A 25,715-nucleotide genomic window follows, 5' to 3' on the forward strand; every position below is an offset into this window, starting at 1 on the left:
TAATAGGTTGGGAAATGGACACACGTCAGAAACAGACGTGCCTCCTATCAGATAGGCGTGAACAGATTTTCGCAGGCATAGAGACCCACCTGCGCAAGTAGTGTCGCAGGCTCAAGGCGGGAGGGTCAGTTGAGTACTTCTTTGAGGGCGGCCAGCAACTGCGCCCGGTCAAACGGTTTGCTAATGGTACACGAGGCGCCGATGAGCTTAGCCATACATAAATAGTCAGAGGGTCCAATTCGCCCGCCCCCGGAAATTGCAATGATCCGGCAGTCCTTGTTTTCGGACTTGAGCTGGCGAATCGTTTCAATCCCTTCCTGCTCGGGCATGATGATATCGGTGATCACGATTTCGGAGGGGTTTGCCCGGTATTTTATCACACCTTCCCGTCCATTAGAAGCTGTGTCGACTTCGTAACCTTCGCGTTCCAGCATTCTGCACAACATCTGCCGGATACTTGGGTCATCGTCAATTATGAGGACTTTGTTCATTATGAATCATCTTATTTTTGTTGTCAATACACTTTCTAACATGCCTTGCGAGTTCCCCGGAACTTACAGGCTTTGACAAGATTGCCGCAAATTCGTCAGCATCGCCGTCCATCTGCGGGCCGGCGGATAAGAGGACAACGGGCAGTCCGGGCTCGAAGTCATGTGCCGCGCGGGCGACATCGACACCAGAGAGAATAGGCATGACGTCGTCGACAATAACAGCGGCGACAGGGGTCTCAACTTGCGCAAGCTGAACTAACGCCTCGACAGGGTCTGATGTCGCCGTAACTTGATAGCCGAAGGCTTCCAGCATTTGTTTGCCCAGCAATAGTATGGTGTCGTCGTCGTCACACAACAGGACGTGTTCCGATCCAAAACCTTCAGATCGGCCTGCACTGGAGTCCATTTGCACTTCAGAGTCAATGAGCGGAAAATACACCGACACCGACGTTCCTTTTCCGGGCTCGGAGCAGACTTCGATTGCACCACCATGTGAAGTGACGATGCCGTGGACCACGGAGAGACCTAAGCCTGTGCCATGGCCGACGTTTTTGGTTGTGAAGAACGGTTCGAACATCCGCGATCTTGTCGATTCGTCCATTCCCGCACCTGTGTCTTTCACGGTCAGTACGGCATATTTTCCTTCGGCCAAACGGCAATTGTTCAGCGTTTCCGGTGAGGTCAGCTCACGCATAGACAGTTTCAGCTCAACGGCTCCACCTGATTCTTCGATCGCATGAAACGCATTTGTACACAGATTCATGACGACTTGGTTGATCAAGGTCGGGTCGGACAACGTCGCGCCGACGTTTTCAATATTTTGAATGAACTCGCAGTTTCGCGGAGTACTGGCCACAAGCAGACGCGCGACTTCTTTGACAACCAAATCCAGTTTCAAGGGGTGCCTTGCTTGTTCGTCATGCCGGCTGAACGCGAGAATTTGTTGAACCAGCCCTTTTGCTCTATATGCGGCATTGATGACATGTTCGATATCTTCCCGTCCGGGCGAACTCGGCTCCAATTCGTTGGCAGCGATGTCGGCATAGCCCAAAATCGGAGTCAGGATATTGTTGAAATCATGTGCGATGCCTCCGGCCAAGGTTCCAATCGTTTCCAGCCTTTGATTGTGCCGGATGCGATTCTGCAATTCTTGGAATTCCTGCTCGGCCTTGAGTTTTTCGGTAATATCCGATCCAATGGATACAAAGACAGAGCGGTCATTCCAGTCCATCATTTGGATTGAAGTTTCGAACTGATACGTCGACCCGTCCTTGCGTACGTGCGCTCCCGAACCCGTAACGGCTTCAGTCGAGGAACTTGAAAGCGGGCTAATCAATTCGCGGAATCCGCTTTCTTTCCAGCCTTCCACAAGGGACGCCAAAGTCAAATCTCTTAGCTCTTCAAGCGAATAGCCTGTGTTCGAACGTGCGCGTTCATTTGCTTCGAGAATTTTCCAAGTTTCCGGTTCGATGATGTAAACTTCGTTCATCGAGTTGTCCAGAATTCGACCCAGTTGGGAAGCCCGCGCTTCGACAAGTTTGCGTTCGGTAATGTTCGTCCATGTTCCGGCGGCTCGAAGCGGCGTACCGTCTTCATTCCACTCTACAACTTTGCCTCGTGACAGCACCCAGATCCAATTTCCTTTTGAGGTGCGGATACGCTCTTCAATTTCATAGTGCGTCGAGCGGGTCGCAACGTGCTCCTCGTAAGCACGGTTGAAATTCGTCAGGCTATCGGGGTCAATATGCCGTTCCCACAGACTTATATGATGTTCAAAGACAGAGGGTTCGTACTCGAGCCACTCGATGATTCTCGGGCTGAAATAACAATCGCCGGAGACGACGTTCCAATCCCAGAATCCGTCCGATGATCCGTCGAGAGCGAGCGCAAGCCGTCTTTCGCTCTCACGCAGTCTGGCTTCGGCAAGTACTTGTTCCGTTACGTCGAGCGTGGTGCCGAATACTCTGAGCGGTGCACCGTTCTCGTCCCGCTCTGCCTCGCCTTGACTGAACACATACCGAACCTCACCCGAGGGGCGGACGATACGGTATCGGTACGCGAATTGACTTTTTCCTTGAAACAGCTGCTGGATACTTTCGTAAAAGATTTGACGATCGTCCGAATGTACGAACGAAATGAGAGTCTCGGACGTAATGGGCATCTGAGTCTCTTCACGTCCGCAGATCTTAAGTTTCTCTTCACTAAGAATGACCTCGTTGGCGGCAACATCAAATTCCCAGAATCCGAGTTTTGCGATCCGTTGAGCCTCTTTCAGCTTGGTGCGGCTTAGGTTCAGCTCATGTTCGCGAGTGAGCCTGTCGGTAATATCGCGGATAAAACTGGAGAAGTGAGTCTCTGTGCCGACTTTGATTGGGCAGACAGCAAGTTCAACTTGAAATTCGTATCCGTCCTTGTGTTTTGCAGGTAATTGCAGCAGGCGGTTCAAGACGTGGCCGTGTCCGGACTCGGAAAACATTCGCATTCCATTTCGGTGGGACTGAACGAAGGCCTCGGGCATGATGAGATCATGGAGCATTTCTCCAATAGCCTCGTCGCGAGCGTAGCCGAAAACACGTTCTGCTTGTGGATTCCATTCCGTAACAAGCCCCGCGGAGTCAATCGCAACGACGGCATCGAGGGAAGAATCCACGATTTGCCGGGCCAACCCGCGGGTTTGTTCAAGCTCCATTTCGGCGACGACTTCATTTGTGATGACTTCGGTGAACATCACGATCCCGCCGATATCCCCATCGCCCCGGTACCACGGTTTGATTTGCCAGCGAACCCAATCCGTTGACCCATCAGCACGTGGAAACTCTTCTTTTGAACAAGACTCCGTCGCACCGTTCATACAGCGGCGGTGAATTTCTCTCCATTCATTGCCGATTTCGGGAAATATGTCGTAATGATTTCTGCCGACTAAGTCACTATCCGCCAAACGGTAGTCTTGGCACCAACGCTCGCTTACGACGATGTAGTTCATATCCGTGTCAAACATCGCAAGTGCAGCCGGCGAATGTTTGATAAACAATCTAAGCTGCTCTTGACGTTCGCGCAGCGTTTCTTTATATTCGAGCCGTTCCGTAACATCTTTGCCGCTGGCATAGATCAGCCCGTCTTCCGGGCCAAGCACAGCATTCCAAATAAAGTTGCGAATGTTGCCGTCTTTGCAGACTACTCGCAAATCCAGAGCAATGACTGGCTCATTTTGCAAGAGCCTGCTAAACGCATCCTGCAAAATGTGTTTGTCGTCTGGATGGACAATGTCGAGCGAGGGTCGTCCGATTCTTTCTTCGAGCTCATAGCCGGTAGCATCGAGATACGCGTTGTTGCCGCTGATGAAATCCCCTTGAGGGCTCAAAATGACAAAGGAATCCGCAGAGATGTCGAAAAAGCGCTGCGCAACCTTGTCGGCGTGGAGGCTTTCGGTCACATCCAAAGCGACGCCGGTTGCGCCGGTAATCTTCCCCTCTTCGTCGCGCAGCGGATCGGTAAATGCCTCAAAGATTCGGTCACCTAAGTCGAACCGGAATGAAACGGGTTGCACGACGTTGGACAGTTCGGGACGGTCGCCGCTCTCGGCGTTGTGGCAAGTAAAGACCTCCTGCATGGGCTTGCCGATCAACTGCCCAGGAAATACTCCCATGGCGTTCAGCGCGGCTCCGGTGACGTAGGTAAATCTTGAGTGTTCGTCAACGGACCACATAATTGCCGGCAATCGGTTCGTGAACAGCCGGAGCTCCGACTCGCGCTTGATAAGTTCTACCTGCGCTTTTCTGCGCTCCAGTGCCCGCGCAATCGAACCTGCCACGATTGAAAGCAAGGAGGCGTCGGACTCTGTAAAGCGCTCGGAATCTTCATAGGATTGGAGCACCAGAACACCCAGAACCTCGTCTTTCGTGCGCAGCGGAATACCGAGCCAACAGGCTGCGCGGTCTCCGATCGTGCGCAAGTTGCCTTCAGTCCTGACTTGTTCACGGTTGACATTGTTCACCAGCATGTGCTTGCCCGTCATGCGGACGTAATCGGTTAATCCACCGGATAAATCCTGTGCCTTATAGGACTCGCTAACGGGCTGTGAAAGGTGTTTTCGGAGAATGTCCGTGTACAGTCCGGTTTCTTTGTCGTAGAGTGTCAGGCTAAGATTACTCGTATCGACCAGTCGATTGAGTTGCCGATCGAGCCGCAGAGCGAAATCATAAAGTGATTCAGACTGCGCGGCAGAGACGGTGATCTTGTAGAGAACATCTTTCGTGACGTCCTTCTGGCGCGCATCGCTCACGTCCTTCGCCGTAATCAGGTAGTCCGCACCTTGTGTTGCGGCGTCGATAGGCGTCATGCGAATGTCCCAATATGCGGGTCGTTGGTCGCTCGAAACACGAAAAACGTCCGCAGCACAATTGGGCGGGCCCGATTCGTGCGATGCCACAAAGGTCCGCCATCGGACGAGGTCTCTTTCGTCAACCAATTCTTCGAAGTTCGTGGGACTGCCTTCGTTGCGCGCAAACTCCCTGTTCGCGTAAACAATTTCGCCCGTGTTCTTGATCAGAAAAACATTCTCGGCGATGTTTTCAGCCAACGACCGCCACTCCAGTCCGTCGCCGGGCTTGGCCGGAGTCTGGGCACGGCGAAAACTCACAATGCTCCACACCGCAATTGCTGCGACGACAAGCAGCCCCAAAGCCGCGGGCCAATAGGCCGACCAATCGCTGGCCGCAAAGAAATTTGCGGCGGACGCGACTTGCGTGAAGGCGAGAAGTGCCGTGCTTGTCATAGCTCGGAGTGCCCCTGTCCGAGACGGCATTTTTGGATGATCAAACGGGTTCATATATGAAACAGTTGATTAGATTGGTTTTCGAGCACGAACGCTATGTAAGGTACTATACGACATAGAAACCTACTGGAAACCGTCTATCTATCAGCGCATGAAAGCGCAGAATTTGTGCCTTCCGCCCAACAGAAAACGGGACCCGCCGGGGTCCCGTTTTCGATTTGAAACAACCAGCCTTGGCTATTCGCGATGTGACCGGTTAGACTTGGGAGTCAAGAGGTCTTCGTGAGCTACTTCTGCTCGGATATCCTCGATTCTTCGTCCCACCAAGCTCGCGGCCTCGTCGGGGGCAGAGGATTCGCTTAAGACAAATCCGTTTGCGTCCACGGCAAGGACCACCAGCTTAAATCCGTCTTCAGAAATATTCGGATAGATTGGGAGCTGGTGATTCATCAACGTCGCTCCACCCAGCGCCCATCCTGTCGGATAGACTGCATCGAGGTCGTAGGTGAACATAAGGTAATATGTGTCCACCGTTAGCGGCTGTCCGTAGATATCTTGGGTAACAGGTGCCCACGAGAGCTCATAGTAATAGTTCGGGGTGGATTGTACCCACTTGATTACAAGTGAATCCGGTGCGGCGGGTTGGCGGTCGCCAATAACCAACGCATAGGGATTCGTGTTCAAGTCGCTCCGATCATTCTTAAAGACCACGAAGCCATGCCAACCGGTTTCCGTCGGAGTGAAATCGAGTTCTTCGTCGGCGCCGTCACCGTTCGTGTTTTCTTGTGCGGTAAAGCTGGAGCGGCTGCCATAAAGCAGACTTGGATTGTAAACGGCAAAGCCGAGGTCGCCTGCGCCGCGGTTGTCGAGGAGAATTCGTGTCGTTTCATTGGCGTTCAGGTACAAGTCAAAGACATTGATGATCTGTGTCGCCGGGAACGGGAACTCACCATACATTTGGCCACTTTGCAAGTCCTGAATCCTGTCGGACTGCTGCATTCTGTAGGTGGCATGTGACGTATCGCCGGGCCAAGCCCAGTTGTTGTGCACACCGACGTCAAAAGTTTCGCTGGCAATGTTGTTGCCGTTTTCGAGCACCCACTCCACGTCGGCCGCGGACGTCCACGAATTAACCAACGGTGATTGGAAACCAACGGTCGATGACGTCGCCGGCGCATACAAGAAGAGGTTGTTGACGTCATACACATTGTCGTTGGGCATCATTCCCACACCGCTCCAGAAACCGCCACCAGTAAAGCGGAAACCGTCGACAGCCCAATCAGGGAAGTTAACGATCGCGTTCAGGTCACGCCAGTTGGGAGCGACGTTCGGCGACACTAACATTGTGTTGTTCGCGAGAACGGCGGGAGTCCATACATACTGGACATCATACCGATTGTTGTTCTCGTTCCACTCAGTGCCTTCATCCAAGTAGTCAATCACGTTCGCGATTTCATGCCGACCTCCGGGGACCGTACCGATATTTCGGTTGGAACCAAATGCCGCGGAACCGGGAACAATCGGGCCATTCCAGTTGGGGAATGTGCCGACCACGGGACCGTTACGATGGACTTGGTCATCAAGACTTGCGACTGCCGAGCCGCATCCTTGATTCAGAGCAAGGATGTTCACGTAGTTCGTGGAGATATTTCCGGTTAGAGTGGCGGGCACGACAGCGGGTTGACCACCCGTCGTTTGACGCACGACCAATTCATCCGACCAACCCGAACCGAGCGTGTGAACAAAGTCAAAAGCTGCTTTGCCGACATAGAGGTTGAAGTTCACACTCTGGTCCCAATCGGCGTAGGTATGCTTGTGCATGACGATCGAGTGCCAGCCGGTTTCAGCCGGAGTCCAACAAGAGATCATTTCGCTTTCGCCCGCACCACCGAAGTTCGCTTGCGCGTTAAAGCTGGCTCGCGAGAAATACAGATCATCCGGACCATAAACCGATAAGACGAGGTTCGCATTTCCGGAAGTGACGACGGCTTCGATGTTGTACGGTACAAGTTCGCCCACGTAGAATTCCACGACGTCAAAGAGCTCGGATGACGTCAAGCTAAACGGGCCGTAGTCAGTTCGACCCAACGTGGGCGCTGGGCTCAATACCGTTGAAGATCCGCATTCGACACGATACTGTGAAGATTCTCCATCGTAATTCATCACGGCACCGATCAGCGGCGCTGAATAGCCAACGATATTGTTGTTTACGCCGACGAAATCGCAGTACGAAACATATCCCGAACTGGCTTCGAAGTCATCAAATCCGTTTGCCCTCGTCACGTCTTCACTGTAAATGCGGGCATCGAAATCTGCGGTAGAAGTCTGGGCCATCACCATCATGATGTCCCAATAGCCGTCCGTGGCGAAATTTGCTCCGCCGTAACCGTCCACATTGGGATAGGTGTAACCGAGGTCTAATTGATCCGTCACATACTTTGTAGGAGGAGCGGACAACGTCAGCACTTGACCGTTGGTAAATTGTCTCGGATCCCACGCCCACTGCGCCCATGCGCTGTTGTTGGTTTCGTAAAGTTCATCCACAAGATCGTTCGGATCCACGGTGAGACGAACGAAGTGGCGGCCACCACGGACATTGCTCTGGAGATTGGTTCCGTAGCTTGTCTGTCCAGCGTGCAGTGTGTCGTGCGTCCAGCCGGCCGTCCAAATGTCATCGCGGTACACGGTGTAATTAGTGGGGACGCCCCAGCCGATACGAGCCGTGTTTTCCTGCGCGGCATTCCAGTAAGTGGCGGACGGATCAGGATTGAGATCCGTTGGATACGTGCAGTTGCTGCCGTCCGCGTCGTTAGTCGTTCGAGCAACCATGTAGTAGCTCCAACCCGACCGGAGATCAGGGTTTAACTCGGGCGCCAAAATCCCTTTCAGATTGGGCATGCGTCCAATGTTGCCGGGAGTCGTTCCGGGAAGCGTACCGTAGTCATTTAAGTAGTCCCGCATGAGAGACGTAGAGACGATCGTGCCATTGTAGCTGCGAACAATGTTGTGAATCACGCCCGCACAGCCTGCAACGGTCGGTGAGGCATTGGACGTTCCGTTGAAGCCGTTGGTGTACCATTCGTCGCGGGTAGCAGGTACAAACGGAGTGCCGTCGGAATTGTAACCCAATGTAAAACTTCCGTCACCCCAAGCGTTCAGATCGCAGCGTTCGCCCCAATTCGTGAAGCAAGACGCGTTGTGCGCTACGTCGGATGAACATGCTGACACGTAGTTTGAACCCGTGTCGGTCGAATTGCGGAAAATTGTTCCGAAAGTCGCATCATCAAGGTTTGTGCAGCCATTGCCTGCCGCGAGGAATACGTGAATTCCGTCGGCAACCATGGCCAGAATTGCAGATTTCACGCCGGCATTGTACTCCGGATTCACAACACCGTTTTGACCGGGATTGCACGGGCAAGTCTGTCCGGGCGGCAGCGGATTGGCTCCGTATCCCCAAGACGAGTTTGTAAACTCACCCGAGACCAGGTCGCTTGTCGCAAGGTCGTAGATGTCTGCCGTGGAGCCGTAGGAGCTTGAGTTGCGCTGATAAAGGCGCATCTGTTGATCGGCAACGAATCCAAGGCAACCGACATTGTTGTCATCGCAGGCGCCAATCACACCGGTGACCGCCGTTCCGTGATCATTGTCCGTGTCGGGCGTGCCAGCCGTAGCCACCGTCGCCAAAGTCAGGTCTTCGTGAGTGGTTTGCATACCGCGCTCAAAAATACCCGTCCAGCGATTGGTTCCGGGACCGTCGACGATGTCAGGATTGTGATTTGCAAGTACCCAATCGAGATCGACGCCCGTCGGAGCGGCATCATGATACGTTTGATTGGGAGTAAAATCAGGCGTCGTATTCCCGAGATCTTGACACGTCAAGTCGATGGGAATGGGCTCGTAATAAGCAGTTTCAACTTCGGGAGCACGAAGAACTTCGTTAATAAGAGCTTTAGGATCGGCGGGTGCTTCGGGAAGTTCGAAGCAATAAAAACTGAAAAGATCGACCAAATCCCAACCCGACTTCTTTTCGATACGAGCAAGATTGGCCATGTACTCTTCTTCTGTCTTGTTCCAAATAATCACACGGGGCTTGATTTCCGGATGGCGAGCCAGCACGCTCTTGGTCACGGAAAGATCGCGTCCCGCAAGCGACGTCAATTGGCCGTTGCGCAAGCGCACCGTGTCTTCGTCGAAGAACTTCACCATGAGCAGGTTCAAGAACCGGGCAGACGGGTCGACGCCTTCGGCCCAAACGTACTTGTCAAAAACGATCCGCTGTGAAAAATCGCGCGTGGGGGTTTCAGGAGCGTAAATTTCCTGTTGTTCTTGTTGCTGGGCAATCTCCCATTCCGTCGCGGCATTGGCAGACACGGCGAGCAGAAGAATAGAGCAGAGAATTAGGAGCTTTTTCATTTCGCGCCTCCTTCCCTCAATTCACCCGTGTCCGGGTTGCGGTCAACCTGCACTCTCTGGACGGGCTGCGGATTATTGAAGGCCTCGATCGCGGCGAGCACTCGCTGCTCGGCTTCGGAGTTGCCTTGAGCGCGCACGTAGTTCAGAACGACTTCGAGGCGCTCTCCTTCAAGCTGAGATTTAAGCGCAATCGCTTGCAACTCGAGAGCGTCCTGTTGTTCCGGCGCGGCCAATTCGATTTGCGCGCGCAGTTCACTCAGTTGTTCACGATAACGATCTTCAAGCGCCTGAAACTCGGGACGAAGAACCGTCGTAACGGGTTCACCCGCAAGCTGGTCGACGTTGTCCATCGAATCGGAATGTTTGAGCATTTTGTTGACGATCTTGCCGTCGTCGTAGCGGTCACCTTTCCAAACGGGTTGATCCGCCCAGGCAAGCAATGGCAGCATTATTAATGCAAATGTAAGCAGTTTCTTCATCTTAGCGCTCCTCCCCACTCGTTTGGTGAGCAGCACGGTTTGACGAACTCGGTTCGGGCGTGCCTGTCGCGACCGGCGCAAGCATACTTTCGAGGTTCGCTTCGGCCCGGGCGCGAAGTTCGTCATTCCCCGTCATTCCATAATACTCGACCATCATCTCCAGTAATTGGATCTGGTAGTCTTCCTGGGTCTGGGCATATTCCGCTTCGCGCGCGACACGTTCGCTTAGCGGCGCCTGTAGGTTGTCATCCCGCATTTGGGACAGTACTGTTTCCCGCTCTTGGAGCAAATCTCGCATCTGCTGGTCCAAAGCCTGAATCTGGTCTGTTGAGGTAGCGGCGCTTTGTTCTGCCGCAAAGATGGGCAGGGCAATCACCGCGATCAACAAGAATTTCAACATCCACTTCATGTGCGTCTCCTTACACAATTTTCATCCGACACATCACGTCTGATACTATTTGACGTGCAATATGCAAGATTATAACAAGTTGATGTGGGGTAGTCAAACAATCCAGTACAAAAATCACGTTAAGTTGAAGAATTGAGCCAGCAATAAAATACCGTATATCACGTTGAAACAGCGATTTGTGCAATGGTTAAGAATTGCGACTATAAGGCCTCTTCGGATTTGGAGGCATTACCCATCCGAAATGACAACAAATGGAGGAAACGCAGGAAGAGTCGTTGACAAGTGCCGACACGATGCCGCTTCGCCTCGGATTTTGGCAGTGTGCTTTCAAACAGACCCATGAGGTTATTTTAATCGATTATATTTTTATGGGTTACGGTGATATTTGTGGACTGGGTCAGGCTTAGGAGTAGGGTGAAGTGACTTGCTTTCAGGCGGAATCTGTTGCAAATTGTAAGGATACCTGTAATATGTGTTTTGAGTGACGTTACTTCTGAAAGTGTAAGACTTAAAGTGAACATGAGTGTGTTGAAGAAGTCGGCAAAAATGTGGGTCTGTAGTGTCCTTTTGATCACGGCCTTGACGGTTCAAGCGTGGGCAGATTCGACGTTCGTATCGACCGGCAACGTGAGCGGAAACTGGACGACTGCGGACAGCCCATACATTGTCCAGGGTAACTTGACCGTTGCCGCGTCGGACAGCCTTGTGATCGGCTCCGGCGTGCGTGTGTACTTTGACAGCACATATTCGATTTTGATCAACGGGTATTTGGCCGTGGACGGCACGGCCGGCGATACGGTTGTGTTTACCACGGACACATTGTCCAATCCGGGCAAGTGGCGCGGCCTGAGTTTTGTCAACGCCAACGATTCGTCGTACGTTCGTTTCGCGAAGTTCGAATATTCCTTCGCAGCGGGACCGCTTGGCACGGACAGCCTCGGCGGCGCGATGTACATATCGAGCGGTACGGTCTTGCGGGTCGAGCATTGTTTGTTCAGCCAGAATCGAGCGGATGTTGCGGGCGGCGCAATTTATTTGACCGGTTCTACACTGTTGATGGATTCGTGCAGATTTGACGGCAATGCCTCACGTCTAGAAGGCGGCGGGCTGTTCCTGAACAATTCGATCAACACACGCGTCGCGAATTCGAGATTTTTCAAGAACAGCTCGATCAGCGGCAGCGGCGGCGGGGCCTACATTCGCGGCACCACACCGCTGCTGACGCACTGCGAATTCGACAGCAACTTTGCCCGCGTGAACGGCGGCGGACTGGCCTTTAAGAACTGCTTTGGAACATTGGACAGCTCGATCGTGAGCGACAATCAAGGCCGCGGCCACGGCGGCGGCATCGCGATTGAAACGTCATCTCCTGAAATTTACGACTGTACAATAGATCACAATTGGACGCAGGATTTCGACGGCGGCGGGGTCTATATTTGGGAATCGTCACCGCACATGGTTCGCTGCAAAGTCCTGTTCAATATTTCCGCGGACGACGGCGGCGGTATTCACAGCTACCGCGAAACGTCAAACGGCGTGTTTGAACAGTGTGAAGTGCGCGGCAATGTGTGCGCGGGCGAAGGTGCCGGAATTTGGGTGACTCTGGACGGTGCTCCGACGTTTACGGATTGCGTGGTCAAGGAAAATACCGCGGGTTTGTATGGCGGCGCAGTATACTTACGCAACAACGCCAAGCCGACGTTCACGAATTGCGATTTTGACAGCAACACGAGCCTCGGCAACGGAGGAGGTTTGTCAATCCGTCAATCGCAGCCTGTACTGACGAACTGCAGGATTCGCTGGAACGAGGCCACGGAAGATGGCGGCGGAGCGCACCTATGGGAAGCGGCGGACGCCGTGTTCAACGGCTGCTTATTCAGCGACAATCATTCGATACTCAACGGCGGCGGAGTTTCATCGAATCAAAGCACGCTGTCGGCGACGAATTGTTTGTTCGTATCGAATGAAACGGACTCTGTCGGCGGAGGAATTGCCGCGTCGAACAGCAGCAATCTGAAATTGCGGCACTGCACGATAAGCGGAAATATAAACGGCGCTCTGCGAATTGAATCGACCGTCGCAGACGTAGAGAATTCAATTCTTTCAACGACGACCGGGAGCGGACTCTTTTTCGCGGGCGCGGAAGATTCGCGCATCGCCTATTCGTTGGTGCACGGCACGGTGGATTTCTGGGGCGCCGATCCGGCCGAAGGTCCCGAGTATATCGGAACGCTGCGCGCGGTCAACGGCAACGGCGATTCGTGCGACACGTACTTTAACGTCTATGCCGATCCGCTGTTTGTCGACGAAGCAAACGGGGACTGGGAAATAACTTCCGCAAGTCCGGCGCTTGGAGCGGGCAATTGGAACACCAGTGCGAGTGACTATCTGGGCAACGACAGACCGATGCCGGTGATGACTTTGCCGGATATGGGTGCAATCGAGAGCATGTTCGGAGATACTCCGACGGGTTTATTTGGTCCGCAGAGCGGCGCGCTCGGTCCGGACACGGTGAAGGTTATCGCCGACGTGTTGGTGGATACGCTTGACAATTTGACCATCGCGCCGGGGACGACTGTTATTTTCTGCGGACCGAGCAAAATGAGTATTCACGGCACGGTCACGGCTTTCGGGCTTGCAACGGACTCTATTTCGTTTAGGACCGACACACTTACGAATCCGGGATTGTGGCGCGGCATCACGATGGACGCGAATGCAGGCGGAAGCCAATTTGATTTTGTGTCGATTACCGATTCGCGGGCTTTGACGACGTCGAGAACGCAAGGCGGTGCAATGCGTCTGCAAGACGTTTCGCCGGTTCTGAATCATTGTTTTATCTCGCGGCACAGTGCCTTGCAAGGCGGTGCGGTCTATTTGGATCATTCATCCCCCGTGTTTACGAGCTGTTTTCTGTCCAGCAGCAGCGCGGATTCCGGCGGCGTGATCTGTGTGCGCTCCGCGTCCAATCCGATTTTTGACGGCTGCACGATTGCAAACGGTGCAGCAACGGCAGGCGGCGGAATATTGAGCCAAGGAGCGACCGGCCAGTATCTGAATTCCCGCATCGAAGGCAACACGGCCACGGCAACGGGCGGCGGAATCATGTTGGATTCGGCTCCGGCATTGGTTCGAAACAATTTGATTTTGAACAACAGCGCGCAGGCCGGCGGCGGAGTTTGGACGGGCAGTACCAGCACGACGATTCAATACAATTCCATAGCGGGCAACACGGCAGCCGAAGGTGCGGGTCTTTACATGCGGTTTGGATCCTCGCAGGTAAAGAACAATATCCTCGCCGAAAACCACGGTCACGGGATTTACTTTTTTGTGACGATAAGTTCGGTGGTGAAATACAACTGCGTCGCATCCAACGACAGCGCGAATTTTGCTTTCTTCACGAATTCGCCGTCGCAAGGACCGCCGGGAATCGGCGTGCTTGACAGCTTGAACTACAACGGCGATCCATGCGACCGCTACTACAATATCGTGCTTAATCCTGAATGGACGAGCGGCACGGGCCATCACTACTACTTGGGACACACGGCGACGGGCGAAGCGACGGACTCACCGTGCATCAACGCGGGCGACACACTCTTGACGGCGCCCGCGATGACGACGACTCGGACGGATTATGTTTCGGATTTTGACCGTCCCGACCAAGGTTATCACGGCCCCCAATTGGGAGAAGCGCTGCCTCCGGTGGACAGTCTGGTGATACGCGCCGACGCGGATACGTTTTATCTGTATTGGAGCTACGACCAACCAGCCCTGTTCTCGGTGAAGACTGATTCGAGCTCCAGCGGAAGTTTTCTGACGACCGTTGCCTTGACGACGGATACTTTCGTCGTGATTCCTCCGGGCGGCCCGGTGAATACGAAGCAGGGATTTTTCCACATATTGGCGGAGCCGCAGCCGTAATGAATCAGATTGTGTCGACGGAGTGGCTGGCCGGACATCTTCAAGATGAAGGAATCGTGATCGCAGACGTGCGCTGGGTGCACAAAAATTCCGAGGCTGCTCACCAGAGTTATTTGACCGGTCATATTCCCGGCGCGGTGTTTGTTGACGTAGACGCGGACTTGTCCGAACTCGGTGATTATTCGAAAGGCAGACATCCGCTGCCGACGCCTGAAGACTTGGTCGAGCGGTTGGCCCGCAAAGGAATCGGCAAAGGCAAACGAGTCATTTGCACGGAAGAAGAAGCATTCAAAGTAGCCGCAAGATTGTGGTGGCTTTTGCGGTGGATCGGAGTAGACGACGTCTTGGTGTTGGACGGAGGCGTCGCGAAGTGGAGGGACGAAGGACGGCCGATTGAGACGCGGGAAACGGTGCTGCCGTCCGTCGAGCCGTTTGACATTCGACTGCGGTCCGCAATGATGATCGAGGCTCCCGAAGTCGCGCGGCGGATCAAGGCAGGCGAAACTGTGCTGGATGCGCGCGCCGCAGAGCGCTACCGCGGCGAAGTTGAAGCTCTCGACAAGCGCGCGGGACACATCGACGGAGCAATGAACTTGCCGTTAGATAGTTTTCTTGAAGGCAATCCTCCCAGACTAAAGAGCGGGGAGACGCTCGCCGAGGTTGTACGTGATTTGCGACTCTCGCCTTCGAAACCCGTGACGGCTTATTGCGGATCGGGCGTGACCGCCTGTCAGCTTTTGTGGGGACTTTCACAATTAGGATTTGAAAATTTGATACTGTATCCCGGTTCATGGAGCGAATGGATCGAATTGCACCCTGAAGCCGGAGTAGCACTAACTTAGATAGGTAGAGAACGATGCATCGGAACGGACTGTTAATCATTTTGGTATGTCTCTTTGTAGTTTCGTTGGCGGCACAGGCGCGTCCCGCAAAGAAAAACATGTTGAATTCGCGTTTGGCGGAGATCGTCCTGACCACGCCGCTCGACGTCTACACGATTGAAGAAGTCGGCGGTATTTTTGACGAGTACAGCGGACCGGTTCCGCACGTGTATTTGCTTCCGGAAGACTTCGAGATATTGCGCGCGATGGGTTTTGACGTGCAATGGCTGCCTGTCGTTCGCGAACAGCACACTCCGCTCGACTTGTATCACGAGAACGACGATATTGAAGCCGAGTTTGTCGCGTGGGCTGCGGCCTATCCCTCCCTATTTTCTTATCAAAGTATCGGCACGACCGTTCAAGGACGGAATTTGTGGATGGCGAAGATTTCGGACAATGTCTCGCAAGATGAGCCTGAGATCGAAGTGAAGTACATTTCCACGATGCACGGTGACGAATTGACCGGGCTTGAGAATTGCATAAAGTTTATAGATACGTTGCTGACCGGCTACGGGATCGACCCTGAATTGACGGAATTGGTGGATGACTACGAAATCTACATCATGCCGTTGATGAATCCCGACGGCCGCGCGGTGGGAACTCTGGGTCAGCGCTATAATGCGCACGGAGTGGATTTGAACCGTGACTTTCCTGACCGGGTGGACGATTCTACGAACACTACGGCTGGACGCGAACCGGAAACCGCGGCGGTCATGAATTTCAGCGCGACGCGGAATTTTGTACTTTCGGCAAACTTCCACGGCGGCACGGTGGTGGCGAACTATCCGTGGGACAACAACTATGCGCACACCAACACGTTTTCGCCGTCGCCGGAAAACACGCTTTTTTATACAGTGTCTTTGACATATTCTCAGGAAAACAACACGATGTACCATAGCAGCGCCTTTCCTCCGGACGGCACGACAAACGGCGCGGATTGGTACATCGCAATCGGGGGCATGCAGGATTGGAATTACGTCTGGATGGGCGACAAAGAGATAACGATAGAGCTTTCGAATACGAAGTCCGGCCCCGAAAGCGCGCTGGACAGTTTGTGGCGGGAGAACAGAGTGGCGATGATTCGCTATTTGCAGTTCGCGCAAAAAGGTATTCGCGGTATCGTGACAGACGCTCAAACCGGTGATCCGGTGCAGGCGGACATCATGCTGTCCAATATCCCGTATTTGACGTACAGCAGCGCGCTTCACGGCGAATACTACCGGATTCTTTTGCCGGGAACCTATTCGCTGACTTTTTCGGCACCGGGCTACGTGAGTCAAACGGTGAATAACATTTCCGTCGTGGATGGAACTCCGACCGTATTGGACATTCAATTAAACCGTGCTCCGCGCCCGGAAATATCCGTTTTGCCTTCGAGCTTTTCGGAAGCAGTACCGCTGTGTGACACCTACGACGTTGACCTGACGATTTACAATTCCGGCAACGCGCCGCTGGACTGGAGCTCGAGCGAAGCAGCGCTTAATCTCGGCAACAACGGCGCGACACTTGGCGGAGGACGCTGGATTGACAGTCGTGAAGTCGGCGGGCCCGCGTACAACTGGGTGGACGTCAGCACAACGGGCACGCAGGTTTCATTTACTTCGGACGATCAAAATCTGGGACCGTATTCGATCGGGTTTAGTTTTCCGTTTTTTGGCAACACGTATTCTCAAGTACGGATAGCGGCCAACGGCTGGGTATCGTTTACGTCAAGCGCGACCGGTGCCACCTCTTACAACAACGTCTATTTGCCCAGCAGTTCCGCTCCGGAAAACCTGCTTGCCTGCTGGTGGGACGATCTTAGTCCGCAACGAACCGGAACGAATGTGCGCCGCTGGACAAACAACGTAGACAGTTTCATTGTTTCGTTCGAGAACGTGCAGAGCTACGCAAACAGCGGGCTTTACGATTTTGAAATGATCTTGACCGCCGACGGCTCCATCACGTATCAATACGGCGATATGGGAGTCAACAGGCTTGAGTCGTCGACGATCGGCTTGCAGAACAGCGACGGCACCAAAGGCACGACGGTCGTATATAACGCCGCCTATATCGAAAACAACATGGCCGTCAAATTCTGTCCGGCGCCGGCAGTGCAAACGATTCCGGCGTCGGGATCAGTCGCAATCGGCGGACAACAGACGGTTACGCTGCGACTCTCGTCGTGCTGTTTGCCGGATGGAATCTCCGAGACGACTCTGCAAATCGCGTCGAATGATCCGGACACTCCAGTACTTGACGTGCCGGTGACGATTGACGCGGGAGGAACATTGGCGCCGCAGCCAGTGGATGACTTGGCGGTCTATGCGGATGACGCGGGACTTCACTTGACTTGGACTGCGGCACAAGATGCGACGTCGTACTCGGTATGGCGGGGCAGTATTTGGCCCGCGACGACGGAAAATGCGACTTTGATCGGCACGACGGCAAATACGGAATATCTGACGACCGCAGACGGCGACGGACCAGAATATTTCTTTGTGGTATCTGAATAATCGAAATCAAGGCGGGAATGCGGGACGAAATATGAGTAGACTTGTTTGGGTAACATTGATCATGCTGACCGGGCTTCTCGCCGCGCATGCGGCCGAGATTTCGCCCGCATTCGACACGGAGTTGAGTTTAGCGACTACCGGGCAGTTCGTTTCTGGGATTGTCATTCTCGAAAGTCCGGTTGACATTCAGGCTTTGGACGACGCCCTGCACGCTCGCAAAGCGTCGCGCGCCGAGCGCTACTCCGAAGTCTATAGTGCATTGCATTACAACGCTCGTACGACGCAGCCGAAATTCAAAGGCGAGCTGGACGCGGGCAAGGAACTCGGCTTGGTCGACGGTTATACCGCCTATTGGATCGAGAATATGTTTGTCGTTAGCGCAAAACCCGAGTTCTTCAACGCGCTTCGTCACCGCAGTGATATTCGCAGCTTGTCCGAGAATTTCGAGGCCGTTTTGATTGAACCCGTCAGCCGTCATGACATTGCAGTGTCGGACGACGAGATGCGCCGGCCTGACCGCGATCCGCTCGACACTGAAACGACGACCGAGGGACTGGATGCGATTGGCGCAACGCGCGTGAATCGCGAACTGGGTATCGACGGAGAAGGAGTGCTGGTGGCGAACTTGGACACGGGCGTCGACGGGAATCACCCGGCACTTGCCTCGCGATGGCGTGGATTGACGGCAGGACCGGCGGCGGCGTGGCACGACGTGATAAACTCAGGTCCAAACTTTCCGACGGATAACAACGCCCACGGCACGCACACCATGGGTACGATATGCGGACGCGAAATCGAAACCAACGGTGACACGACGACCGTCGGATGCGCACCCGGTGCCGAATGGATCGCCTGCAACGCGATCGATCAAGGCGTCAGCAATTTTTTCAACAACGATGTGCTGGACGCCTACGAGTGGTTTGCCAACCCCGACGGCGACAGCTTAACCATCGACGACGTTCCTGATATCGTGCAGAACAGTTGGGGCGTCAACGATCTCTTCCCCGGCTACACGGAATGCTGGGACTATTGGGACACGGCAATATTGAATCTTGAAGCGCTCGGCTGTGTCGTAACTTTCAGCGCGGGCAACGAAGGGCCGTCAGGTTCGTCCATGCGCAGCCCGGCTATTCACGCATACAACGAAGTGCAGATGTTCTCGGTCGGTGCGGTGGATGCATCCAATTTCGGCACGCCGTACCCGATCGCGAGTTTTTCAAGCCGCGGACCCAGTCCGTGTGAAGGCACGCACATTAAGCCCGAAGTCGTCGCACCGGGCGTTGATGTAGTCTCAAGCGTTCCCGGCGGCAACTACAGTTCGTACAACGGCACGTCGATGGCAGGGCCGCACGTCGCGGGCGTCGTGGCACTCATGAGACAGGCATGCCCGAACTGCGACCCGACGACGATTAAGGAAGCGTTGCTAGCCACCGCGATTGACTCAGGTTACGGCGCAACAGGAGACGACAACGTATACGGCTACGGTTTCGTCGATGCGTGGGCAGCAGTGAATTTCGTTTACAATCTTGGATCGGTTTTCGGAGTCGTCACGGCAAACGGAACTCCAGTCTCCGGTGTGGAAGTCGAGATTTTGGAAGACGGAAGGACGGCGACTACGGCTGCCGACGGCTCCTACTCGCTCGGCGTCAGCGCAGGCAACTATACGTTAAGTTTCACGAAATTTGGCTATCTTCCTCTCACGATCAGCAATGTGACGATCTTAGAAGGCGAGCAGACTGAGCTTGATCCTGTGCTTACGCTGGCCCCGACGAATATTGTTTCCGGACATGTCTACACGTCGACCGGAGCAGACCTTCCGGATGCGTTGATCGAAGTACTTGACGCTCCAATACCGTCGGTCACGACCGACGGAAGCGGCTCCTACTCCTTGTCCATGCCCGCAGGCAATACCTATACTTTGCGTGCGACGGGATCGCGCGGAGCCGACCGTGCGGTGTTTTTGCTTAGCGCGGATACGACCATCAACTTCGCGATGCCGCAGGAAGTACACTGCTATATCTTCGAAACAAGTTCGGAAGGCTGGTACCGCGACTCGCTCAATGACACGGCAACGCGCGGACGCTGGGGCAGAATGAATCCGGAGCAAACCGAAAATAACGGGTTCATTTGCCAACCGGAGGATGACCACACCGAAAACGGAGTAAGCTGCTTTGTCACCGACGGCAACGCAGGCAGTGTCGCGGGAGAAAACGACGTTGACGGCGGCAAGACGTCGCTGCTTTCGCCGATATGGGACTTGAGTAACGATCAAGACGTCGTGATCGAGATGTACAGTTGGTTTTCGAACGACAATGGCAACAACCCCGGCGAAGACTATTTCGACGTGTTCATTTCGAATGACGCTGGCACGACTTGGGTTTCGATGATGCACGAAAGCGAGGACTGGGAAGAGTGGCGGCGCTGCATCTTCTTGCTGGAAGACTACGTCGCGTTGTCCGATCAGGTGCAAATGAAGATCGTTGCACAGGATTTGGGCAACGGCTCGCTCGTCGAAGCTGCGGTGGATGACATTTGCGTATTGGCTTCCGCGACTTTGCCTCCGGAAGATCTTACGATCGTGATGCTGGACGAGGGAGTAAAACTCACGTGGCGTCCTGCGGAACGGGCAACAAGCTACACGGTTTGGCGCGGAACGGAATTTCCGCCAACAACTTCAAACACGGTGGTCGTAACAACCGTTACGGACACGTCGTTTGTCGACATGACGAATCTCGATTCATTAGGATATTATTTTGTAACAGCTAATCGTTGATCGATTAGCTTTGGCATAGGAGAAAGCGACCGGAATGGTGACAACAGAAAATCGGGTGGCCGAACTGACGCGGCCGTCTTCGGAGTTTCCGCGAAATTTTTTGGCGGAGGAACTGACGCTATCAAGTTGGGACGACGTTTCGAAATATTACTCCGATCTGGAGCACCGCGCGATCGACAGTGTGGATGACTTGGAGACGTGGATCGCGGACGGCAGCGAATTGTCTTCGTTCCTGTCCGAAGAGTCTTCGCGCAGATACATAGCGATGACGTGTTCGACGGACGACGAGCAGGCGGAAAAAGACTATATGGTCTTCGTTGAGCAGATTGCTCCGCATTTGAAGGAAGCGCAGGACAAATTGAACCGCAAGTTAGTCGCGTGCCCGTTTGCGGAACAGCTCCCGCCGCGTTACGAAGTCTATCTTCGTTCGAGCCGCAACGCCGTAGAACTTTTCCGCGAAGAGAATATCGCGTTGGAGACGGAACTTGAACTCCTTTCGCAGAAGTACCAGAAGATATTCGGATCGATGACCGTCGAGTGGCAAGGCGCGGAGATTACGATACCGCGCGCGCTGGCTTTGCTTGAAGAACCTGACCGCGGCGTGCGCGAACAAATTTACAAGCTGGTTGCAGAACGCCGCTTGCGGGACCGCGACGAACTCGAAGACATCTTCGACGAAATGCTGAAGAAACGGCACCAAGTTGCATTGAACGCAGGTTTTGAAAACTACAGGGATTACAAGTTCCGCGAATATGAGCGGTTTGACTATACTCCCAGCGACTGCGCAGCCTATCATAAAGCGATTGCGGAACTTGTTGTGCCGATTTCTCGCGAGGCTTCCCGCCGCCGCAAGGAAGCGCTCAAGGTGGATTCGCTCCGGCCATGGGATCTCGAATGCGATCCGTACGGACGCGATCCCCTTCATCCATTCACCAATGCAAGCGAACTGGTTGCCAAGTGCTCGAAGATTTTTCACAAACTCGACGAGGAGCTTGGTGCGCAGTTTGACAAGATGAACAAATTGGGATTGCTCGATCTCTCCAGCCGCAAAGGCAAAGCGCCGGGCGGATATCAGAGCGATTTGGCCGAGATGCGGCTGCCGTTTATCTTCATGAATGCCGTCGGGACGAATGACGACGTGTTTACGCTGTTGCATGAAGGCGGCCATGCATTTCACGCCTTCGCCGTGCGGGAAGAACCGCTGCACGCATATCGTCACGCGCCGATGGAGTTTTCAGAAGTTGCCTCGATGAGCATGGAGCTGCTTGCGATGTCGGTATTGGACGAATTTTACGATACAGCAGACAAAGCGCGGACCATTCGTACGGAGATGGAAGGCAAGATTGTGCTGCTGACGTGGATTGCGACGATCGACGAATTCCAGCATTGGATATACACACATCCGACTCACACGCGAACGGAACGGCGCGAGTTCTGGCGCAGTCTTGTGGAGAAATACGGAGTCGGCGCGGACCACACGGGATTCGAAGAGGCTCGCGACTACCGCTGGCATGCGCAGCTTCATTTGTTCGAAGTTCCGTTTTACTATATCGAGTACGGCATTGCGCAGCTTGGAGCGTTTCAAGTCTGGAGCCGTTCGCGGAAAAACGCCGCGGAAGCGCTGCGCGGCTACAAACACGGTCTTTCGCTCGGTGGATCGCGGCCGCTTCCGAAACTGTTCTCGGCTACGGGAGTTCAGTTTGATTTTTCGTCGGAGATGATCGCGCCGCTGATGCAGGAAGTGCGCGACGAAATGGCGAAACAAGCCGCACTTGAAGCACACTGAGATTTGATTTTTGCAAGAGCGAAATAGCCCGCTGCAAGCGGGCTATTTTGTTGCCAAAGTGTTCTTGCCTAAGCGGCTTTCGATCCGCTCCACCACGCGGCGTACCCGCGCATACCTTCCAGCAGCGAAACACGCGGTGAAAAACCGAGCGCCGTGAGTTTGCTGACGTCAAGCTGTTGCCGCGAGGCTTCTGGAATCGTCGAGGCAGGCAAGCTGCCCGGTTTCAATTCGAGAATCGCACAGAGTTGGCTATAAAGCTCAAGCAGCGGCACGGAGTTACCGGTGCCAACATTGAAAGTACCTTCCTTTGTCTTGCCGAGAATCAAACTGACGGCCTGCACGAGGTCGGCGGCGTGAATGACGTCGCGGGTCGCGCTGGGCTTTACACCGACCGTGCTGTTTGTTCCCTGTGGGCCGAGCAAAGTGAACACCATGTCATGAACGGGATTGTTGACAACGGCCGGACCATACACAGGCCCGAGACGAAGCACGGTCGCCGAGAGTCCGTGAATTTCGGAGTAGTCTTTGAGGACTTGCTCGGCCATGTGCATGTATCGTCCCTGAATGGAAACGGGATTCGGCGCGGTTTGCTCGGACGCCGGAGAGTGGCATTCGCCATAGACATCGGCGGACGAAAGCAAAACCACGCGGGAGCGCGGCGAATGCCTGCGCGCGGCTTCGCACAACATCAAGGTCTTTTCGACGATGCGATTGTACGCAGCCATTGGCCAATGCGCCGACGGTTCACGGGACGGCTCGGCGGGAGCATGAATAATCACATCCGGTTCAAGCCGGGCGAGGGCCTCAGCGAACCGTTCGTCCGAGAGCGAATATTCGATGACGGGGAAATTGCGCGCTGCGGCCACGATAGATTCGCCGTTGACGGCCTGCACCGTGACGGGCTTGCCCAGCTCGTAGAGTCCGTGTGCCAGAAAATTGGCGAGCGAGTTTTCGACGCCAGTAATCAGGAGTTTGTGGTGTGCAGTCAGTGGCCGTTCGGATACGGCTTTAGACTCCGGTGCGGGCGAGTTTGCTTTGAAGGAAATCATTTGCTTAATTTTTAGGCGTCGCTGGACTGCCAGTGTGTTTCCGTGTAGGTATCGGAATGATCGGCTTCGAGGGGCATGGTTTCCCATACGGCAAGCGCGTCTTTCCACGTAAAGGAACGGTCTCCCAGCCGGGTAAAAATCGAACGGACACGATTCAGATCCGCCAGAGTGCAGACATGCCACGGAATATGTGACAAGTCATGCGTGTGCGACAAACCGACAGAGCGGAACAAATCCGGTCTGCGAATCAGAAAAGACTCGGGATATTGCCTCGACCCCGCGTGCATGTCTTCCTGCCACGCACGACGCAGTGCTTCGATGCGAATCGCGTCAACTTCCAGTCCGCGCGGAAACGTGAGCTTTGGCAAACGGTTCGTGCTCCAGTCGGCAACCGGAGTTTCAAGCAGCCGCTCGATAACGGAATCGATCAACGGGCCATCTATCAGCGGACAACTCGCCCGCAGGGGAACCACGATGTCCGCTCCGTAGCCGATCGCGGTTCGGAAGATTCGATCAAGGATGTCATACTCCGCACCTCTGAAACAGAAGTATCCGCTGGACCTGCACAGGGATTCCGTGGAATCTTCATTTACACAGTCCGGCAATGCGACAACCAAATCACTTAGTCGTTCTGCATGTGACGCACGGGCAAGAACTTTCAGCAGCATCGGTTCGCCGGCAAGTTCACGAAGGACTTTGCCGGGCAGCCGTTCAGAGCCTCGACGGGCTACCACAACTCCTAAGATTTTCATAATTTATCACATATATTCATCTGGAGAAATACTCGGATTCTCATTTTTGAGGGCCGACTCTGATACCTATGATTGAAGATTCGGGGCAAGAATCGCTCCAGCAGAACTTTAAGTCCGGCGGAAAACCCTCCCGCCAAGTCGGCGATGTGACTGCTTTGTCCAGTGACGGACGCGCAATTGTCAAGAGCCGGGGCAAAACCTATTTCGCTGAGCGGGTTGTTCCGGGCGACCGGGTGGCCTTTGCTCCGGATGAAACCACGTCACCTGCTCGCGCAGCCAATGCCAAAGTCTTGAAGCGGTCGGAGCTCAGGTGTGACCATCCTTGCCGGCACGCCGCAGAATGCCCGGCTTCGCAGTGGGGAATTGTAAAATACGAGACACAACTTGCCGAAAAGACAGAATTGGTCCGGCGCGTACTAAGGGGTATCGTTGCTCCTGAAAGCGTAAGCGAGATGTGGGCCAGTCCTGAGCCTTGGGGCTACCGGAACAGGCTGACGCTCACGGTTTACCCCAAAGAGCGGGGAGCTGTCTTGGGCTACGCCGTGGGCGCGCGGGGAGCGGGATTCGCGGAAATTCGGACGTGTTTGTTGGCGACCAGGTCTATCAGTCAGGCCGTTGGGCATGTCGGGTGGATCCTCCGGGATGCCCGCCAGCTCTCCGCCTCCGCCCTCCCTACTCGGCTTGTGTTCTTTGAGACGGCTTTTGGACCGGGTGCGATGGCTCTGTTTAGCGACTTAGCAAAAGAGACGGATGTTCAAGAATTCTTAGAGCTTGCGCAGAAATTCGAACTACCGGGTGGAATCTTGGGGGCAACGGCCTCAAAGGCCGGAATCGTGGGAGAGCGAGGCACGTTTTGGAGAGAAGAGGAGAGCCGGGCCATGATAACCACTTGGCTCGGGAATAGGCTGGAAATTCACCCGGCAGGCTTTGCCCAGATCAATGAGGGGGCTTTTGATAGGGTCTTGGGGTTCTTGCAGCAGCAAAGCGCCGGATTTGAAGCATCCGCCGTATGGGATTTGTATGGCGGTTATGGTGCTTTGGGGTTTGCCGCAGCACGAGCCGGAACTCGTTTGACCGTCATAGAGCAAAGCGGCTTCTCGCGCAAAACCTTTGATCAGCTCGCAGGATTTCACCCGCAAGTCAAATCAAAGTTTACGAAGAGTGAAGTCTTGGCCGCATTGCCCAACATTGCCTCGAAAATGACGGACAAAGACCTCGTTATCCTCGACCCACCCTACAGCGGTTGCCATCCTGACGTCCTGAAAGCATTGAGCGGCGCGGCAATCCGAAAGTTGGTGTATTTGTCCTGCAATCCTGCCCGCTTGGCGCGTGACTTAAAGATATTGGCTCCGGCAGGATTTCAATCAACTCTGATTCAACCCGTGGACTTCTTTCCGCAAACTCCTGAAATTGAGGTACTTGTTTTCGCAGAAAGATGAAAAGGGTGTTGAAACTGTTTGCCAAAACTCCTATTATATAGCATCGCACCAACAAA

13 protein-coding genes are annotated in these 25,715 nt (G+C 54.2%); 6 read left to right on the top strand and 7 right to left on the bottom strand.

Annotation, left to right across the window (positions count from 1 at the left end; translation table 11 throughout):
• Positions 1–125 precede the first annotated feature (125 nt).
• From H6507_07545 to H6507_07565, 5 genes are all read right to left on the bottom strand, one after another.
• A complete protein-coding gene (locus H6507_07545; protein MCB9368941.1) occupies positions 126–491 on the bottom strand; it encodes a response regulator in 366 nt (121 codons plus the stop codon).
• A complete protein-coding gene (locus H6507_07550) occupies positions 469–5,265 on the bottom strand; it encodes a PAS domain S-box protein (GenBank protein ID MCB9368942.1) in 4,797 nt (1,598 codons plus the stop codon). Before H6507_07550 ends, H6507_07545 begins: the two co-directional genes overlap by 23 nt.
• Before the next feature lie 237 nt (positions 5,266–5,502).
• On the bottom strand, positions 5,503–9,678 hold the full coding sequence (locus tag H6507_07555) for a S8 family serine peptidase (GenBank protein MCB9368943.1): 4,176 nt from the start codon (positions 9,676–9,678) through the stop codon (positions 5,503–5,505).
• Positions 9,675–10,157 carry a hypothetical protein gene (locus H6507_07560; protein MCB9368944.1) on the bottom strand — a complete coding sequence of 161 codons (483 nt, stop codon included), beginning with the start codon at positions 10,155–10,157 and terminating at the stop codon, positions 9,675–9,677. The genes H6507_07555 and H6507_07560 overlap by 4 nt, the downstream gene beginning before the upstream one ends.
• A 1-nt stretch (position 10,158) precedes the next feature.
• Positions 10,159–10,566: a hypothetical protein gene (locus H6507_07565; protein ID MCB9368945.1), complete on the bottom strand. Its 408-nt coding sequence runs from the start codon at positions 10,564–10,566 to the stop codon at positions 10,159–10,161.
• Positions 10,567–11,085: 519 nt separating this feature from the next.
• Here H6507_07565 and H6507_07570 point away from each other — a divergent pair.
• Genes H6507_07570 through H6507_07590 form a run of 5 tightly spaced genes read left to right on the top strand, consistent with a single transcriptional unit; the run spans position 11,086 to position 22,419 of the window.
• Positions 11,086–14,484 carry a right-handed parallel beta-helix repeat-containing protein gene (locus H6507_07570; protein ID MCB9368946.1) on the top strand — a complete coding sequence of 1,133 codons (3,399 nt, stop codon included), beginning with the start codon at positions 11,086–11,088 and terminating at the stop codon, positions 14,482–14,484.
• A complete protein-coding gene (locus tag H6507_07575) occupies positions 14,484–15,326 on the top strand; it encodes a sulfurtransferase (protein MCB9368947.1) in 843 nt (280 codons plus the stop codon). The genes H6507_07570 and H6507_07575 overlap by 1 nt, the downstream gene beginning before the upstream one ends.
• Positions 15,327–15,340: 14 nt before the next feature.
• Positions 15,341–17,860, top strand: coding sequence for a carboxypeptidase regulatory-like domain-containing protein (locus H6507_07580; protein MCB9368948.1), 2,520 nt, complete (start codon positions 15,341–15,343; stop codon positions 17,858–17,860).
• Between the two features lie 31 nt (positions 17,861–17,891).
• Positions 17,892–20,633 (top strand): S8 family serine peptidase, encoded by a 2,742-nt coding sequence (locus H6507_07585; GenBank protein ID MCB9368949.1) that lies wholly within the window; start codon positions 17,892–17,894, stop codon positions 20,631–20,633.
• Between the two features lie 34 nt (positions 20,634–20,667).
• Positions 20,668–22,419: a M3 family oligoendopeptidase gene (locus H6507_07590; GenBank protein MCB9368950.1), complete on the top strand. Its 1,752-nt coding sequence runs from the start codon at positions 20,668–20,670 to the stop codon at positions 22,417–22,419.
• Positions 22,420–22,487: 68 nt separating this feature from the next.
• Here H6507_07590 and H6507_07595 read toward each other — a convergent pair whose 3' ends face one another.
• A complete protein-coding gene (locus tag H6507_07595) occupies positions 22,488–23,468 on the bottom strand; it encodes an NAD(P)-dependent oxidoreductase (protein MCB9368951.1) in 981 nt (326 codons plus the stop codon).
• Positions 23,469–23,479: 11 nt separating this feature from the next.
• Positions 23,480–24,220 (bottom strand): hypothetical protein, encoded by a 741-nt coding sequence (locus H6507_07600; GenBank protein ID MCB9368952.1) that lies wholly within the window; start codon positions 24,218–24,220, stop codon positions 23,480–23,482.
• Positions 24,221–24,288: 68 nt separating this feature from the next.
• Between H6507_07600 and H6507_07605 the strand changes: the two genes are divergently transcribed.
• Positions 24,289–25,659 carry a class I SAM-dependent RNA methyltransferase gene (locus H6507_07605; GenBank protein MCB9368953.1) on the top strand — a complete coding sequence of 457 codons (1,371 nt, stop codon included), beginning with the start codon at positions 24,289–24,291 and terminating at the stop codon, positions 25,657–25,659.
• Positions 25,660–25,715: the final 56 nt, after the last annotated feature.

Source organism: Calditrichota bacterium (assembly GCA_020637445.1).
Lineage (GTDB): Bacteria > Electryoneota > RPQS01 > RPQS01 > RPQS01 > JABWCQ01.

What these genes read in the sequence shown, in the direction of transcription:
- H6507_07580 (MCB9368948.1), top strand. Translation starts at nt 15,341, where the DNA reads ATGCATCGGAACGGACTGTTAATCATTTTGGTATGTCTCTTTGTAGTT.
- H6507_07600 (MCB9368952.1), bottom strand. Translation starts at nt 24,220, where the DNA reads ATGAAAATCTTAGGAGTTGTGGTAGCCCGTCGAGGCTCTGAACGGCTG.
- H6507_07545 (MCB9368941.1), bottom strand. Translation starts at nt 491, where the DNA reads ATGAACAAAGTCCTCATAATTGACGATGACCCAAGTATCCGGCAGATG.
- H6507_07570 (MCB9368946.1), top strand. Translation starts at nt 11,086, where the DNA reads ATGAGTGTGTTGAAGAAGTCGGCAAAAATGTGGGTCTGTAGTGTCCTT.
- H6507_07585 (MCB9368949.1), top strand. Translation starts at nt 17,892, where the DNA reads ATGAGTAGACTTGTTTGGGTAACATTGATCATGCTGACCGGGCTTCTC.
- H6507_07595 (MCB9368951.1), bottom strand. Translation starts at nt 23,468, where the DNA reads ATGATTTCCTTCAAAGCAAACTCGCCCGCACCGGAGTCTAAAGCCGTA.
- H6507_07550 (MCB9368942.1), bottom strand. Translation starts at nt 5,265, where the DNA reads ATGACAAGCACGGCACTTCTCGCCTTCACGCAAGTCGCGTCCGCCGCA.
- H6507_07555 (MCB9368943.1), bottom strand. Translation starts at nt 9,678, where the DNA reads ATGAAAAAGCTCCTAATTCTCTGCTCTATTCTTCTGCTCGCCGTGTCT.
- H6507_07565 (MCB9368945.1), bottom strand. Translation starts at nt 10,566, where the DNA reads ATGAAGTGGATGTTGAAATTCTTGTTGATCGCGGTGATTGCCCTGCCC.
- H6507_07590 (MCB9368950.1), top strand. Translation starts at nt 20,668, where the DNA reads ATGGTGACAACAGAAAATCGGGTGGCCGAACTGACGCGGCCGTCTTCG.
- H6507_07575 (MCB9368947.1), top strand. Translation starts at nt 14,484, where the DNA reads ATGAATCAGATTGTGTCGACGGAGTGGCTGGCCGGACATCTTCAAGAT.
- H6507_07605 (MCB9368953.1), top strand. Translation starts at nt 24,289, where the DNA reads ATGATTGAAGATTCGGGGCAAGAATCGCTCCAGCAGAACTTTAAGTCC.
- H6507_07560 (MCB9368944.1), bottom strand. Translation starts at nt 10,157, where the DNA reads ATGAAGAAACTGCTTACATTTGCATTAATAATGCTGCCATTGCTTGCC.